Origin of the sequence: Corynebacterium suicordis DSM 45110 (assembly GCF_015351405.1) — a bacterium.
GTDB lineage: Bacteria > Actinomycetota > Actinomycetes > Mycobacteriales > Mycobacteriaceae > Corynebacterium > Corynebacterium suicordis.
The window spans coordinates 618,625-634,549 of record NZ_JADKMY010000001.1 but is presented as its reverse complement, the minus strand read 5'-3'; the positions used below and the strand labels follow the sequence as shown (position 1 = coordinate 634,549).

16 protein-coding genes are annotated in these 15,925 nt (G+C 61.5%); 6 read left to right on the top strand and 10 right to left on the bottom strand.

Translation table 11 applies throughout. From position 1 onward, the window contains the following. From IRY30_RS02985 to IRY30_RS10475, 3 genes are all read left to right on the top strand, one after another. The gene (locus IRY30_RS02985; RefSeq protein WP_194555899.1) at positions 1-1,035 is read left to right on the top strand and encodes a diacylglycerol/lipid kinase family protein; all 1,035 of its coding nucleotides are present in this window, start codon (positions 1-3) and stop codon (positions 1,033-1,035) included. A 454-nt stretch (positions 1,036-1,489) separates the two neighbouring features. After that, positions 1,490-1,756 (top strand): WhiB family transcriptional regulator, encoded by a 267-nt coding sequence (locus IRY30_RS02980; protein WP_194555898.1) that lies wholly within the window; start codon positions 1,490-1,492, stop codon positions 1,754-1,756. 99 nt (positions 1,757-1,855) lie between these two features. Further along, positions 1,856-1,930 (top strand): 50S ribosomal protein bL37, encoded by a 75-nt coding sequence (locus IRY30_RS10475; protein ID WP_374708568.1) that lies wholly within the window; start codon positions 1,856-1,858, stop codon positions 1,928-1,930. Positions 1,931-2,021: 91 nt separating this feature from the next. On the opposite strand, the gene rsrA is transcribed toward IRY30_RS10475, so the two are convergent. Genes rsrA through IRY30_RS02965 form a run of 3 tightly spaced genes read right to left on the bottom strand, consistent with a single transcriptional unit; the run spans position 2,022 to position 3,767 of the window. Continuing rightward, positions 2,022-2,306, bottom strand: coding sequence for a mycothiol system anti-sigma-R factor (gene rsrA, locus IRY30_RS02975; protein ID WP_194555897.1), 285 nt, complete (start codon positions 2,304-2,306; stop codon positions 2,022-2,024). 11 nt (positions 2,307-2,317) lie between these two features. Next, positions 2,318-3,004, bottom strand: coding sequence for a sigma-70 family RNA polymerase sigma factor (locus IRY30_RS02970; RefSeq protein WP_194555896.1), 687 nt, complete (start codon positions 3,002-3,004; stop codon positions 2,318-2,320). Between the two features lie 40 nt (positions 3,005-3,044). After that, positions 3,045-3,767 (bottom strand): SOS response-associated peptidase, encoded by a 723-nt coding sequence (locus IRY30_RS02965; RefSeq protein WP_194555895.1) that lies wholly within the window; start codon positions 3,765-3,767, stop codon positions 3,045-3,047. A 71-nt stretch (positions 3,768-3,838) separates the two neighbouring features. Between IRY30_RS02965 and aroA the strand changes: the two genes are divergently transcribed. Together aroA and rsgA are read left to right on the top strand one after the other, a co-directional pair. Continuing rightward, positions 3,839-5,134 carry a 3-phosphoshikimate 1-carboxyvinyltransferase gene (gene aroA / locus IRY30_RS02960; RefSeq protein WP_194555894.1) on the top strand — a complete coding sequence of 432 codons (1,296 nt, stop codon included), beginning with the start codon at positions 3,839-3,841 and terminating at the stop codon, positions 5,132-5,134. Beyond that, a complete protein-coding gene (gene rsgA, locus IRY30_RS02955; RefSeq protein WP_194555893.1) occupies positions 5,127-6,128 on the top strand; it encodes a ribosome small subunit-dependent GTPase A in 1,002 nt (333 codons plus the stop codon). The genes aroA and rsgA overlap by 8 nt, the downstream gene beginning before the upstream one ends. A 6-nt stretch (positions 6,129-6,134) precedes the next feature. Here the strand turns inward: rsgA and IRY30_RS02950 are convergent, their stop codons facing one another. Further along, a complete protein-coding gene (locus IRY30_RS02950; protein WP_194556533.1) occupies positions 6,135-6,641 on the bottom strand; it encodes a DUF6912 family protein in 507 nt (168 codons plus the stop codon). A 5-nt stretch (positions 6,642-6,646) separates the two neighbouring features. Beyond that, entirely contained in the window at positions 6,647-7,057 is a 411-nt protein-coding gene (locus tag IRY30_RS02945) for an HAD family hydrolase (protein WP_194555892.1), read from the bottom strand. A 61-nt stretch (positions 7,058-7,118) separates the two neighbouring features. Between IRY30_RS02945 and IRY30_RS02940 the strand changes: the two genes are divergently transcribed. Beyond that, positions 7,119-7,649: an Rv3235 family protein gene (locus tag IRY30_RS02940; protein ID WP_194555891.1), complete on the top strand. Its 531-nt coding sequence runs from the start codon at positions 7,119-7,121 to the stop codon at positions 7,647-7,649. Between the two features lie 12 nt (positions 7,650-7,661). Here IRY30_RS02940 and secA read toward each other — a convergent pair whose 3' ends face one another. The 5 genes from secA to mtrB all read right to left on the bottom strand — a co-directional run bounded on the left by secA (position 7,662) and on the right by mtrB (position 15,896). Next, a complete protein-coding gene (secA, locus tag IRY30_RS02935; protein ID WP_194555890.1) occupies positions 7,662-10,262 on the bottom strand; it encodes a preprotein translocase subunit SecA in 2,601 nt (866 codons plus the stop codon). A gap of 206 nt (positions 10,263-10,468) precedes the next feature. Then, positions 10,469-11,122 carry a ribosome hibernation-promoting factor, HPF/YfiA family gene (gene hpf, locus IRY30_RS02930; RefSeq protein ID WP_194556532.1) on the bottom strand — a complete coding sequence of 218 codons (654 nt, stop codon included), beginning with the start codon at positions 11,120-11,122 and terminating at the stop codon, positions 10,469-10,471. A 231-nt stretch (positions 11,123-11,353) separates the two neighbouring features. Next, on the bottom strand, positions 11,354-12,148 hold the full coding sequence (locus IRY30_RS02925; RefSeq protein ID WP_194555889.1) for a ComF family protein: 795 nt from the start codon (positions 12,146-12,148) through the stop codon (positions 11,354-11,356). 53 nt (positions 12,149-12,201) lie between these two features. Beyond that, positions 12,202-13,938: an MtrAB system accessory lipoprotein LpqB gene (lpqB, locus tag IRY30_RS02920; protein WP_194555888.1), complete on the bottom strand. Its 1,737-nt coding sequence runs from the start codon at positions 13,936-13,938 to the stop codon at positions 12,202-12,204. After that, positions 13,935-15,896, bottom strand: coding sequence for an MtrAB system histidine kinase MtrB (mtrB, locus tag IRY30_RS02915; RefSeq protein ID WP_374708554.1), 1,962 nt, complete (start codon positions 15,894-15,896; stop codon positions 13,935-13,937). The genes lpqB and mtrB overlap by 4 nt, the downstream gene beginning before the upstream one ends. Positions 15,897-15,925 lie beyond the last annotated feature (29 nt).

Sequence of the window (15,925 nt, the reverse complement as noted above, 5' to 3'; positions counted from 1 at the left end):
GTGGACGTCCTACTGATCTCTAATCCGAACTCAACCAGCATCACGCAACGCAAGTTGGCGTCGATCATTCCGGTTCTGCGCTCGGTCCCGGAGATCCGTCTCCTTTCCCAATTCACGCAGTACGCCGGGCATGCCGAAGAGATGGCGCGGCAGGCCCGCACGCAGGGTTGGGACGCGGTGGTGGCCATCGGCGGCGATGGCACCGTCAGCGAAGTCATCAACGGCCTGCTGGAAGAGCCCACGGATGACCCTGACAGCGCTGCTCACAACGTCCTCACCGTCAATCTCCCCGCGCTGGGAATCATCCCCACCGGCAGCGCGAATGTGTTTGCCCGCGCGGTGGGTTTCTCCGCGGATACCAGCGTGGCCGTCCGGCAGCTGGCCGAGGCATTGACCAAGAACGAGCGGCGACTGGTCACCTTGGGGGCATGGGCGGATCTCAGCAGCAATTCCCCTGATCAGCACCGGTGGATCGCCGTGAACGCTGGCCTGGGTATTGATGCGGAAGTGATCCATGAAATGGAAAAGCGCCGCGCCTTGGGCCTTTCCGCCTCTCCACTGCGTTACGTGTTCCTGGCCGCGCAAACGTGGTTGAAGGGTGCATCTCCTGGCTCCGCGTCGCAGCCCATTCACGTCAAGGCAGAAGGTAAGGACGGCCCGCTGGAAACTTCGGAAGCTCCCTTGGCCTTCGTTTCCCACACCGATCCGTGGACATACCTTGGCCCCTTCCCCATCCGCATTGCGAAGCCCGGCACGGAACAGGATGGATTCTCGGTATTTGCACTGCGTAGGCGCAATGGCGTGCGCCCCCTGTTGGCCCTCAGCGGCCTGCTTTTCCCCTGGTTGCGCAAGGGTTTCGGCAAGGAGACTCAGACCATGGCGTGCGCCCGCACCGTGAAGCTACACGTGGATGAGCCCAGGGATTTTCAGGTGGACGGCGAGTACGTGGGCGAATTTACGGACATTGGTTTGACGTTTATTCCCGACGCCATGGAGATCCTTTCCCCAGCTCCGGAGCCTCGGTCTGCTCGTTAATCCCGTACGTGTTCGCGGGGGTTACGGGCGCGTTACAAGGCGGATGGTGTTGGAAGCAAATCAACTTTATGTGACCTTGGTCACTTTTTCGCTTTAGACCTAGCGAAGCTGATAATTCCATGCAAAGATTCCTTAAGTAACCACGAAGGGTACACAAGGTTAAGCAAGGTTAATTCCAAGTGAACACCGCCCCTTCATTTTGGCGAGAAGCCGCCGCCGGTTTGCGACTCTTTTGAAGACGCGAATCAGGCACGCCACTTCGCCACACACATTGACTAACCCCCTTCTGTGAAGGTCTTCGAGGCCTGTCCGCAATGACTCACTGCGTTCAGCCTTTTTCAGCGCACGCCTACCGTGGCCTGAGCCTTTCCAGGAACCGAGTTTTAAGTGCACAAACTGCACGAATGCACCATCAAACGCATGGAAATTCTCCACTGACGAAAGGAACACCATAATGGATTGGCGCCACAATGCCATTTGCCGCGACGAAGACCCCGAGCTGTTCTTCCCAGTAGGCAACTCCGGACCAGCCCTCGCCCAGATCGCCAAGGCAAAGCTTGTCTGCAACCGCTGCCCAGTGACCTCCGAGTGCCTCGCCTGGGCAATCAGCTCCGGCCAGGATGCCGGCGTATGGGGCGGAATGTCCGAGGATGAGCGTCGCGCACTGAAGCGTCGCACCAACCGCGGCCGCACCCGTCAGCGCACCCGCGCTACCGTCTAAAGCCGGAAAACCGCAGCATTTTGTTGACAACCGCCCTCGTTCGATACGATAGGGCGGTTGATTAATTTGTCCCCGCTAAGTGTCGTAAAGGAGCACAACATGAGCAAGCGCGGCCGCAAGCGTAAGGATCGTCGCAAGAAGAAGGCTAACCACGGAAGTCGTCCAAACTCCTAAAGCCTTTTCTGGATATGCAAAGAGCGGGTCAGCACCACTTCATTGAAGGTGCTGGCCCGCTCTTCGCGTACCTTGTCAGTGCCAGCGGAGATTAACCCCGCCAGTGCACTTCCACGCAGCTCACGCGCAGTTCCTGCACGATGCGTGATTTCAGCTCCGCCGGGGCTTCCTCACCGCAGCGTTGCCGGAGCAGCTGCTGCACTTCCTGCTCTGCGCCCAGAAGCTCGAGGCAGCGCGGGCATTCCCGCGCGTGCTCCCGGATCAGCTTCAACTGGGTCTCGGCGCAGTTGCCATCAATGCATTCGCCGTTGACTTCCCCGTACATGGCGTTGATCAAGCCCGGACAGTTCGTCTGTTTGTCGTCTTGTGGATTCATCGGGTTGTTCCTCATCCCTTCACCTCTGATTTTGCTTTCTTCGCCGTGCTATTCGCCGCGCTTTTCGTCGTGCTCTTCGCCCTGTTCTGTGCGGCTGTGGGCTTGTCCACCGTGATCCCGTGCTCGGCGGCGACATCCCTGAGCTTGACGCGCAGCTGCTTACGGCCACGGTGCAACCGGCTCATCACGGTGCCGATGGGCGTATCCATGATTTCCGCGATGTCCTTGTAGGGAAGCCCTTCCACATCCGCGTAATAAACCACCATGCGGTAATCCTCGGCGAGCCCCATCAGAGCATCTTGGATTCGCTTGTCGGGGATGTTCTTCAGGGCTTCCACCTCGGCGGACTCCAGACCCACCGAATCGTGCGACGCCGTCTCCGCCATCTGCCAATCCGTCACATCTTCGCCGGCAGCCTCAGAAGGCCGACGCTGCGCCTTGCGGTAATTATTGATGTACGCGTTGGTCAGGATGCGGTACATCCACGCTTTCAGGTTGGTCCCCGGCCGGAATGAGGAAAAGGCCTGAAAAGCCTTCATGTACACGTCCTGCACCAGATCTTGCGCGTCCGCCGGATTACGCGTCATGCGTAACGCGGCGCCGTACATCTGGTCCAGCAGTGGCAGCGCGTCTGCTTCGAAGCGCTGCAGCAGCTCAGCCTGACTCTCGTCAGTGCGTTTCGATGCTGTGGGGGTCATCTGTCTCCTTCCCTCCAACGGATTAACGCTGGGTTTGCCCCTAGTATTCCTTTTCTTCTTCTTTTCCACCCGCAATGAGTTCAGGTCCATTGTTTCCGACGCCACCCACCGACTTATCAGCTGCTCGCGTGGCCAAATCCTGGATGGCTGCCTCGCTGGGCGCGTGTTGCGCCATCTCTTTGGCGTCGGTTTCTGGGGCCATCAACCACGCCATCGCCTCTTCGGCTTCCAGAACCCGGGGCATGCGATGGTGCAACCACTCCAGGGGTTCCGCCGCGTCCACGGTGACGATGGTGCCGTGCAGCTGGTTTCCAAAGGGCTTGCACAGACCCGCCACCACGAATGGTTTGTCATCCTTGCGGTGCGTGTACCACGGCTGCTTAGAACCCTTTTGCCCTGTCCACTCATACCAGCCGTCCATCACGAACAGGCACCGCGAGCTGCCTTTGAACAGCGGTTTGGAGAACGCGGTTTCCCCGCGGGCGTTGAAGACGGACGCTGAACCACCGCTGCCCTGGCTGCCACTTTGGGCTCCACCTTGGCCACGGGGATATCCCCACTGCGCTGGACCCAGTGCCAGACGCTCGCGGAATTCCCGCACCACGGGCACCTGGTGAGTGGGGGCGATGTTGTAGTTCGGCCGGTACGGCCCCACGCCCTCCATGCGCGCAGCCACATCATCGACCTGCTCGGCTCCCGTGGCTCGCTTCACGGCATCGATGATCTGCTCCTGAGCACTGAAAAGTACATATCTGCCACACATATCACCCATTATGGCGGTTTTCCGCTGTGCCCAGTGACTCTTCCGAGGGTTTTGGTGCCACAATGGAAGGCATGTCTGAACAACTGTGGTCCGCCCCCACTGCCGATTCTCCGGTCGTGGCCACCGTCTCGATTCCCGGTTCGAAGTCCATCACCAACCGGGCTTTGATTCTGGCTGCGCTGGCCGATGGCCCCTCTGTCATTGAAGGTGCGCTGCTCAGCCGCGATACCCACCTGATGATGGACGCGCTGCGAGCTTTTGGCACTTCCATCACCGAGGACGGCACCACCCTGCGCGTGCAGCCGGCGATCCAGCTCTCGGGCGGGAGCGTGGATTGCGGGCTCGCAGGAACCGTCATGCGCTTTGTCCCACCCGTGGCGATGCTGGCAGGTGGAACGGTGGAGTTCGATGGCGACCAGGCTGCGCGCAAGCGCCCCATGTCCACCACGCTGGAATCCCTTGAGGCGCTGGGCGCGGACTTGGAGTACCCATGCGGGCACAAGGGACTGCCTTTCCTGGTTCATGGACGCGGTGGAGTTCCCGGTGGTGAAGTTCGCATCGATGCCAGCGCTTCCTCACAGTTCGTCTCCGGGCTCTTGCTGGCCAGCCCCAAATTCGCTCAGGGCGTGCGGGTCATTCACGAAGGCACGGCGTTGCCTTCCCAGCCCCACGTGGAGATGACCGTGTCCATGCTGCGCGAGGCGGGTGTGGAAGTGGACGTGGAGTTCAATCAGTGGACCGTCTACCCCGGCAGCATCGCTGGCCGCACCTGGCACGTGGAACCGGATCTCTCCAACGCCACCCCGTTCATGGCAGCAGCTGCGGTCACCCGTGGCAACGTGCGCGTCCTGCACTGGCCACAGACCACCGACCAGCCGGGTGATCAATTCCGCGAGATCCTGCGGGACATGGGTGCAGAAGCCATCTTCCACGCGGATTCGCGCAGCCTCGAAGTCACGGCAGACGGTCCACTGCGCGGAATCACGTGGGACCTGCATGACATCGGAGAGCTCACCCCCACCATCGTGGCCCTGGCCGCACTCGCGGACAGCCCCTCGCACCTCTACGGCATTGCCCACCTGCGCGGACACGAGACCAACCGTCTGGCAGCACTGGCCGCGAACATCAACGCGCTGGGTGGCGACGTGCGCGAAACCGAGGATGGATTGATGATCGAGCCCCGGCCTCTCCATGGCGGGCGTTGGGAATCCTACGAGGATCACCGCATGGCAACCGCAGGTGCCATTCTGGGACTGGTCATTCCCGGCATCGAGGTGGAAAACATCGAAACCACGTCCAAGACCCTCCCCGGTTTCCGTGATTATTGGACGGACATGCTCGGCGGCGCGGGAGAGCTGAATGGCTAGACGCGGACAGCGGAACTGGGACGAAAGCGACATCCGCTTCCGCCCCTCCAAGAGCTCCCGGCCGCGCACCAAGGATCGGCCGGAACACGAAGATGCCGAATTCGGCATGGTGGTGAGCAAAGACCGCGGGCGCTGGGGAGTCGTGCTGGACAGCACCGGTATCCAGGTGACCAGCATGCGCGCGCGAGAGCTGGGACGCACTGCCATCGTGGTGGGTGATCGCGTGGGCATCGTCGGTGACACCTCCGGCAAGAAGGACACGCTGGCGCGCATCGTGAAGCTCGAGGAGCGCTCCAGCGTGCTGCGACGCACCGCGGATGACACTGATCCCTACGAGCGCGTGGTGGTGGCCAATGCTGACCAGCTGTTCATCGTCACCGCGGTGGCCGATCCACCGCCCCGCGCTGGGTTTGTGGAGCGCGCGCTGATCGCCGCCTTCGTGGGCGGAGTGAAACCAATCCTGTGCCTCACCAAATCCGACCTCGCTGACCCTTCCGAATTCGCGGCGGAATTCCGGGATCTGGACGTAGAAGTTGTGCTGGCAGGAGTTTCCGAGCCATTGGACGCCGTCCAAGAACTAACCGCCGATAAGGTGACGGCGTTCGTGGGGCACTCTGGCGTGGGCAAATCCACGCTGGTCAACCGCCTCATCCCCACCGCGATGCGTGAGACGGGCGAGGTGTCTGGCGTCGGAAAAGGACGGCACACCTCCACCCAGTCAGTGGCGCTGCCCCTGGAGGGAGGCGGCTGGATCATTGATACGCCAGGCATCCGCAGCTTCGGGCTGGCGCATGTGCACCCGGATACCATCGTGGGCGTGTTCGAAGACTTGCGCGCGGTGGTCGAAGACTGCCCGCGTGGATGCACCCACATGGGGCCACCGGCTGACCCGGAATGCGCGCTGGATTCGCTGGAAGGTGCCAGCGCTCGGCGCGTAGAAGCGGTTCGACTGTTGCTGGTGGCATTGCGCACCAACAACGAGTGGGAGCTTTAAGGAGCTCTAGAGCAGATCCACCAAGAAAGGCAGCTCCTGGGAGTCGTACCAGCTCATGAAGTTGTCTTCGCAGTCGCCCAGGGTGAGCTCGGCCTCTTCGGAACCCAGATCGGCCTCATCGATGACCTCGATCGCGGCCGTCGTAGCGGGCTCGGCATCTTCATCATCCACATGGATGGCGGCCAAGTTCTGGGTTGTCACGAGAGCCGGTGAGAGACGGACCACTGATTCCCCGTCTTCCGGGGAAAAGGCAACTGCGCTTTCTTCCATATCCGCGCTGATCACCACGCGACGGTGTGGGAAACGCTGCTCATCACCGATGGTCAGCAGGCGCAGAGACGCGCGCGCAGCATCGAGGAAGGCCATGTAGGCCATTTCCTCATCATCGCCTTCGGTGTAGAAATCGCGCACCGCTGGGGTCAGAGCAAACCCGACGCCAGAACGGATGGGCATCTGACCCTCCTCCGCGAGCGTGCGCAGCAGGTCAAACGTGGCGGGGATATAGACGCGCAGGGTCACTAGTATTCACCCTCCAGTTCAAGCACGCCGGTGATTTCCACGATGGCGCGATCAAACTGCTGGTAGAAAATACCGATCATGCCCGCATCCACGGCGCCGCGGATGTTCAGGATGGAATCATCCACCAGAACCAGATCCTTCACGGACAGATCCAAGCGATCCGCGACGATCTCAAAGATTTCCTCGCTGGGCTTTTCCGCGCCCACCTCGCCGGAGAGGATCACGTCATCCACGTAGCCCTGCTCTTGCCACGCACGGATCTGCGCTGCTCCGGGGCCACCGTTGTCATTAGACAGGATGGCGGTTGAGATCCCATCCTCCTTGGCCGCGGTCAAGACTTTCCGCCACCGGCGACGATCTTCTTCCGCACCGTCCAACACTCCGCAATAATCCACTACTAATCCACGCATAACTTTCATTGTGCCACTCCCCGCAGTTCGCGGCTATAGTGGGACGACGAACGGGGAATTCATGTGGGGGATTCAAACGGGGGATATCACCATGGCACTGCACGCTTTACCTGGCTATATCTACCTCAAGCGGCCCAGCGGGCGGGCATTCTCGCCCGCAGAGCTGTTGCCCGCCCCGGAACGCGTGCAGGTGAGCAACACCCCTCCCCCAGCGATACTGCCCTCCGCCCCACCCCGGGAAGTGCTGGGCCGGTTACTGGTGATGTGGCTGGAGGCCGTGGATGGGAGGCGTTCCCCGCGTTCTCTCAAGAACGGCCCTTTCCACCCAGACCTGTTGGCACAGCTGGGCAAGCATCAGCGTTTGGCTCATGCCAAGGGCCCGGGGCAGGGATCGGTGGTGGCGTCGAAAATAAAGACGCTGCACATTCAGAAGTCCTCCGGCCCCACGGTGCGCTTTTGCGCCGCAGCGGTGATCGGTGGCCGGGTCAGGGCGATCGCGGGGACCATGCGCATGGGGCGGGTACCGCGCAGAAATGGGCCCCCACCCGCCAACGTGAATCAGTGGAGGATGGAGACCCTGCAGATCATCTGAACGAGCTAGAGGTTAGCCGCCGATGGTGGTCTGTGGCTTGGCGTTCTTATCGCCCTCATGAGCCGCGGGATCTTCCACCTTGAGCGCAGAGCTGGAGTTATCCAGCTGCTTGCGGATGAGGAAGAGCTGGCGCACGGTCTCTTCCTTGATGCCGTCCTTCATGTGGTTGAACATGTCGCCACCCTCGCGCTGGTATTCCACCAGTGGGTCACGCTGGGCCATGGCGCGCAGGCCAATGCCCTCCTTGAGGTAATCCATCTCGTAGAGGTGCTCGCGCCACTTCTCATCCACAACGTTGAGCAGGGTTGCGCGCTCCATGCCGCGCATCTGCTTTTCGCCGCTGAGCTCGGTGACCTTTGCCTCGAGCTCGTCGTATTGTGCGTTGGCATCCTTGAGGATGGCCTCCAGCAACTGGCTGGAGCTCAGCTCGCCTGGCTTGCTGTACTCATCGCCATCCACCAGGGACTTGTGGGAAATCCGAGGGCCGTAAAGAGAATCCAGCGCGCTCCACAGCTTGTCCAGATCCCAGTCCTCCACGTAACCGGTGTTGGTTGCGCCATCCACGTATGCGGCGACGGTGTCCTCGAGCATGGCGCGGATTTCATCTTCCACGTTCTCACCCTCGAGAATCTGGCGACGCTCGGAGTAAATGACCTTGCGCTGCTCGTTGAGCACTTCGTCGTACTTCAGGACGTTCTTGCGCATCTCGAAGTTAGCGGCTTCCACCTGCGCCTGCGCGCTCTGCACGGCCTTGGTGACGGACTTGGACTGGATGAAGTCATCATCCGGGATGCCCAGGCGGGTCATCATGTTTTCCATGGTGGCACCCACGAAGCGCACGATGAGGTCATCACGCGTGGAGAGGTAGAAGCGGGTCTCGCCAGGGTCGCCCTGACGCGCTGCGCGGCCACGCAGCTGGTTATCGATACGACGGGACTCGTGGCGCTCGGTGCCCAGCACGTACAGGCCGCCGGCCTCGGCCACAGCCTTGGCTTCTTCCTTGGACTTCTCGCGGAAGGTTTCGATCTCCTCTTCCCATGCAGCCTCGTAGGCCTCCGGGTTTTCTACGGGATCAAAACCGCGCTCGCGCAAATCGATGTCCGCGAGAATGTCTGGGTTACCACCCAGTACGATGTCCGTGCCTCGTCCCGCCATGTTGGTAGCCACGGTGACCGCACCCTTGCGGCCAGCCTGAGCGATGATCTCGGCTTCCTTTTCGTGGTACTTGGCGTTCAGCACGTTGTGCTTGATGCCGCGGGATTGCAGCAATCGGGAGAGGTACTCGGAGCGCTCCACGGAGGTGGTACCGACCAGCACTGGCTGGCCCTTTTCCACGCGCTTGGCGATGTCATCCGCGGCCGCCGCGAACTTCATTTCCTGCGTCTTGTAGATCAAGTCCACCTGGTCTACGCGCTTGTTTTCCTTGTTGGTGGGAATAATGGCCACGTTGAGCTTGTACGTCTGGTTCAGCTCCGCAGCTTCGGTCTCGGCGGTACCGGTCATTCCCGCCAGCTTGTCGTAGAGACGGAAGTAGTTCTGCAGGGTGATGGTGGCCAGGGTCTGGTTTTCGTTCTTGACCTCCACGCGTTCCTTGGCCTCGATGGCCTGGTGGATGCCTTCGTTGTAGCGGCGGCCATCCAGGATGCGGCCGGTGAACTCATCCACGATGACCACTTCACCGTTGCGGACGATGTAATCCTTGTCCTTGGTGAACAGCTCCTTGGCCTTGATGGAGTTGTTCAGGTAGCTCACCAGCTGGGAATGCTCAGGAGCATAGAGGTTTTCAATGCCGAGCTGGTCTTCTACGAACTCGACGCCCTCCTCCTTCACACCAATGGTTTTCTTTCGAAGATCCACTTCATAGTGAATATCCTTGGTGAGCTTTGGCGCGATGTTGGCGAATGCCTTGTACCAGTCGCTGGATCCTCCAGCTGGGCCGGAGATGATCAATGGCGTGCGGGCCTCATCGATGAGGATGGAGTCCACCTCATCCACGATGGCGTAGTTGTGTCCACGCTGCACTAGGTCATCCACGCGGTGTGCCATGTTGTCGCGCAGGTAATCGAAACCGAACTCGTTGTTGGTTCCGTAGGTGATATCAGCTGCATACGCCTGGCGACGCTCAGCTGGGCTCTTGCCGCCGAGGATCACATCGGTGGTCAGCCCCAGGAAGCGGTGCACGCGGCCCATCCACTCGGAGTCACGCTTGGCGAGGTAATCATTCACCGTCACCACGTGCACACCCTTGCCGGACAGTGCGTTGAGGTAAGCGGGAAGTACACAGGTCAGGGTCTTACCCTCACCGGTCTTCATCTCCGAAACGAAGCCGAAGTGCAGGCCAGCACCGCCGGTGATCTGCACGGGGTAGTGCTTCTGCCCCAGCACGCGCCACGATGCCTCGCGGGCCGTGGCGAAGGCATCCAAGAGCACGTCATCTAGGGATTCTTTATCCTCTTGAACCCTCTTTTTCAGTTCATCCGTCTTGGCTCGCAATTCTTCATCGGTGAGCTTTGCATACTCATCCTCGAGTGCGATTACCTGATCAGCAATCTTGGTGAGCCGCTTAACTGCGCGGCCTTCGCCAACACGGAGAACCTTCGAAAGTCCAAGCACGTCCTAGTTGTCCTTCTGTTTGGAGATTTAAGAGGCTCAGCCACGTAACTGGCGAACCATCTTCGGCAAGCCACCCATCAGGGTGGCCGGAAACAAATCTCTATCCTACCCCTAGCCCCCGCCACGCGGGGAGGGGCGGAGGCGTTTTCGAAGGGTATTCCAAGGTAGGACGCAAGGCAGGACGCGGCTGAACCGCCAACCGGTAGCTACTGCGCAGGCTGGTTCTGCAGAGCGATCAATCCGTAGTCAAACGCGTGACGACGGTAAACCACGGAGGGCTGATTCGTCTCCTCATTGATGAACAGGTAGAAATCATGCCCCACCAGCTCCATCTCACTGAGGGCATCATCCACGCTCATCGGGGTGGCCACGTGTTCCTTGGAACGGACGATCTGCCCTGGGCGGAACTGATCCTCGTAAGGATCCACGTCGTACTTGCCCTGCTCTCCGGCATCAGTGTTGCCCTGGTTCGAGGCGGGTTCTGCACCGTTGTCCACCAGCGCAGCGGTGGCCTCTCCCACGGAGATGGGGGCGCGGTGGCCGGATCGCGCGATCTTGCGTCGAGCCTTCACCTTGCGCAACGAGCGTTCCAGACGGCCGAGCGCTACCTCCAACGCTGCGTAGAAGGAATCTTCCTTGGCTTCCGCGCGGGCAATGTGGCCGGTGCCGGTGGCCGTGATCTGGATCCGGTCGGACTCATCGGCGCGGCGAGGATTGGGCTCATGCTTGAGCTCCACGTGGAAGAAATTCAAGGTGGGGTCAAGCCGCTCGATCTTGGCGAGCTTGGCGTTCACACGTTCCGCGAAGTGTTCGGGCACCTCCACGTTGCGGCCAGTGATCTGCACTTCGGCTTCTGGCATCCGCGTTCCTTCGCGCTGATCTTCACGTTGATCTGCACTCGGTGAGTGGTGAGCATTCGACATGTGAAACCTCCTAGATGGAGTTCATCGTTCTTGCGAAAGGCCGGGTGCCCTCCGTAGGGGCGACGAAACGTGTACACCCTCCACACTAGATGGTTTTATTCACCTACGGTTTCGCTTTTATTAACTTTTACGGGCATTCTCAGGCTGGCCAACCCCGCGCGTTACCCATCACGCAGCAGCCAGGACAAGAGCCGCGTTCACCACCACTCCCCGGCCCCGCAACACCGTGGCGAATTGGCTGAGCGTGGCTCCCGTGGTGCACACATCATCCACGATGAGCACCTGGGTTGGCAGCCCCCGCGCACCCGCCTGATGTTCCGCGCGCAAGAGTCGCCGCAGCTTGTGCAGCTCGGACTTGTCCACGCGGAGATTCGCTGACACATTCGCCCTGCGCTGCGCCCGATTCAAACCGACGGAATCCGCCGCCGCATCATCCAGGTATGCCACATCCACCACCACTATTCCCGGGTGTCGGGCTGCCACCAGGTGACATATCCGGCTCACCACGTCTCCACCGCGGGCGCGGGCGGCGTTGCGTCGGGAAGGAGCTGGAAGCAAAACCACCTGGCCCCATTGCGGATCCGGCACGCTCCCCTGCCTCACCAAGTGCATCACGCCGGCCTCCAACACCCGGGCTGCCACGTGAAAGGCCATGGGGCGTAAACGTTCCTTGAGCGCAATGATCAACGCCCGGCGCGGCCCGCCGTACGCCCCCGCGGCAAACACAGGGAGCACGGAGACGGGCGGCTCCGCGCGCACCCAGGGGCGCTGCAATTGCGCACCGCAATCGGCACAGAGTTGATCCCCCACTCCCCAACCGGCAGCGGGCAGTTCGGTCTCCGGGCTGACCACGCGCCCACAGCACAGGCAATCCGCGGGCCACACCAACCCGCTCGCGGCTCGCGCCAACTGCCGCGCGCCATCACCGATGCCACCGCTTCTTGCCCCCGAGATGCTCCCCACAGCTCCCCCAAGAAAACTCGACCTGACTCAGATTCCCCCGCTGCTCAGCCTAGCTACTGGGTGAGGATTGGTGCTGCCCGTTGTCCTCGCACGGGTGGCACTTCGCGCCAGAAATCCATGTCTGACGTGGAATTATCCAGCTGCATCAACGCGCGTGCATCGGTGGCGTACATGTGGGTGGAATTGGCAGCCACGGCCACCACTGGTGCGGAGAGATTCCGCGCGGGGATGGAAGAAGCACTGGAGCCATCCACGGCCACGCTCCACAGCGGGCTATCCGGAGCTCGCGTGCCCACCAGCAACCCGCCTTCCGGTGCCCAATCAGCGCTGATGGCGGTATCGCCAATCTGGTGACCCACCTGTGCCAATGGACCCAGGGCGGGGCGGCCATCCTCGTTGACCTTCAGCACCGCGATGTACACGCTGCCATTGATCAGCAGCACTGCTCGCGCCCCGTCGCGGGAGACGCGGAAGACACTGATGCGGGCGGAATCATCTTCGAGCTCCTTGACCTCATCCATGTTCACATCCACCCGCTCAGCGGAATTATCCGGTCGGAGATCCATGCGGACCAACTGCCGGCCGTCAGCCACCACATACAGCGATTCCGCGTTGGCGGACCATGCCGGCCTGGTCAAAGTGTTGGCATCCAGCGCCTTGTGTGGGGAGCCATTCGCCTCGCCCATGAGGAGCGTGCGTCGCTCATCCCCGCGGCCAGTCACCAGTGCGAACAGGTCTCCCCGTGGCGCGTAGCTGGCGGACTCGTTGTACTGCGCGTTGATCCAGCCGTTAATGGGTTCGGCACCGGAGTCATCGGAAAGGTTCACCACGTTGCCATCGATGATCGCGCGCAGCGGGGTTTGCGCCTCCGCGCGTGGATCAAAGCGGGAGACATCATCCACGCCCCAGTTCTCCCCGACACTCTCGGACAGCGGCACTCCATCTGCCATGATCCGATACGGTCCCCGCACCTCTGCGGCGGCCAGCATCCACACCACCTGAGCGGCCAGGAGTTCGCGCTCGGCTGGCTTGAGCCCCGTGATCCCCGCAAACTCCACGGAGATTCCGCGGCCATCAAGGTCATGCGTCTGCGCCGTGGCATTATCCGGCAGCAGAGAGCGCACCGCCCCGGACAGGCCCTCCCGCGGACCTTCCACAAACAGCGATACCAGCGAAGCACCCAGCGATTGCTGCTGCGTGTAGATCCACCGACGATCCGGCACCAGGGTTTGCCCCGCCAGATCCGAGAAGTAGATGGTGCGCGGCTGGTAGGCAGTAGTGAAGTCCGCGCGGTCCACGATCACCGCTCCCGGAAGATTGCTCACCCGCCACTGACCGTTTTCCCTTTGCAGGTCATAGGTGGTTTCATAACCGGTGAACAGGGGCGTATACGTTCCGCCCACTCCCACGCTGCCGATGAGGTTTCCCCGCACCTTGTAGGTGATCTTGTCTTCCCCCGAGACCCCCTCGGAGGCGATTTCCATGTTGTCCAGAATGAACAGCTCGTTTTTCGCCTGCCAGTTCTTGTTGGCATCCGCGGTGAGGAACTTTCGCGCCGCCTCGTGGTTAGACAACGGGTGTGCACTGGCAGAGAAGAAATCACGCAGCATGAGGTCCGAGGGATTATCCGGGGTCGGCTCCGGGACTTCCTTCATGGCAGGCGTGTTGGAATACGAACTCACCACACCCGGCGAAGATTCACCCGGCAGCGTGGTACATCCGGCCAGTAACGTGGCAGAACTCACCGCCGCTGTGACCGCTAGGAAATGCTTCCGCCGCCCGTGGTTCATGCCTCGTCCTTTCCATAATCTTCGGGGACCTGTTTGATTTCGACGCCACCCGCGTCGATCTCATCATCACCCGAAGTATCTGCGGGATTCACTTCCGCATCGGTCACCGCCAGCGGCAGTGGTGAATTGCGCACGGTGGTTCCCCGCACCAATGGCAGGGTGAGGCGGAAGCAGGCTCCGACCCCCAATTCGCCGATGGCTTCCAGCCTGCCGCCGTGCAATTCCGCATCTTCGCGGGCGATTGCCAGACCCAGGCCAGTGCCGCCAGTGCGACGCTCTCTGGAGGGGTCCGAGCGCCAGAAACGATTGAACACCATCTCCTCTTCACCGGTTTTCAGACCCACGCCGCGGTCCACCACTGTGATGGCGAGAGCCTCGGTGCCAACGGCCAGGTTCACATCAATGGGGTTGCCCTCGGAGTGATCCACCGCGTTGGCCAGCAGGTTACGCAGGATGCGCTCCACGCGGCGGGAATCGATCTCCACCAGCACGGGTTCCTCCGGCAGGTTCACGTTGAAGCTGGTGCCAATCTCATCGGCAATGGCGCGTACCTGTCGCAGGGCGGAACGGACCACTCCGCACACATCCACGTGTTCACCGGAGAGGTTGGCCACGCCGGCGTCGTGCCGAGAAATTTCCAGCAAGTCCCCCAAAAGCGTTTCGAAACGGTCCAACTCCTTGTTCATCAGGGTGGCCGCGCGGGCGGATACGGGGTCCAGGTTCTCGGCGTTATCGTTGATGAGATCCGCGGCCATGCGCACGGTGGTCAACGGGGTGCGCAGCTCGTGGGACACATCCGAGGTGAACTGGCGCTGCAGGCTGCCGAACTCTTCCAAGTTGTGGATCTGAGTGGAGAGTTTTTCGGCCATGTCGTTGAAGCTGGTGGCGAGGCGGGCAACCTCGTCTTGGCCATCCACCACCATCCGCTCGCGGAGGTGACCAGCGGCAAAGCGCTCGGCGATCCTGGAAGCCGTGCGGACTGGAACCGTGAGCTGCTGCGAGAACACCCACGCAATGACCACCAGCAGAACCAACAGCACGATGGCACCCGCGATCAGCAAGCCGCGCATCAGGGCCAGCGTGGCCTCTTCGGAATCCAGGGGCATCTCGAGGTAAAGCTCCACCCCAGGGATGTCCGTGGCCACCGGGGAGCCGATGAGCAGGGCTTTTGACGGCCCAGCGCTGGTTTCGCGGGTGACGTACTGATACGCCACCTCGCCCTGCTGCACGACCGCGCGTAGTTCCGGCGGGACCTCGGATCCGGTGGGAATGATGGTCTCGTTATTCCGCACGCCGGTGGCGATGAGGATGGGCTCATAGACCGCGGTGCTGGTGTCCTCGATCTCCCCCTGCCGATCCGACACCGCGGCGAGGGCGGAATTCAGCCGCACGGACGTGGGGTTGGAGGCATCCGTGGAATCGATCTGCTCTTCCACCACGCCACGGGCGCGGTCCAGCTCTTCGGTGGCGTTGTTGTACTTCTGGTTCAAGAGCTGCTGGCCCACGAAGCTGATCAGCACAAAACCGAGGACGAAAATGACCAGCGTGGAGGATAGGAACACCGAGCCGATCACGCGCAGCTGGATCGAGGTGCGCCAGCGCAGGGAGAGCAGGCGCCACAGACGCTTGGTGGTATCCACCGGTGCAAGGCTGAACTGCAGGAAACCGTCCTTGGCGCTGCGCGGTGGGTTGATCTTTTGCAGGTCGCTTCGCTCGGAATCCGCGAGGGACTCCGCTGCTGAGGCGCTGCTCAGCCCCACTTCTTTGCCTGCGGTGGGAGTGCTGGGTGCACCGCTCGGGGTGCTCGAGGCGGATGCTGCAGCAGCTGATTTCCCCGGCGAGACGTTCAGCGCAGCCGCAGTTGGCAGACCAGAAGGCTGACTGAGCGGATGGCTCGAAGCCTTGGCCGCCGTCTCAGATGCGGGCGCAGGGCGGGAAACTGGAGTGGATGCGGGCACAGATGTGCTGCTTTCCGCCTCCTGGGGAT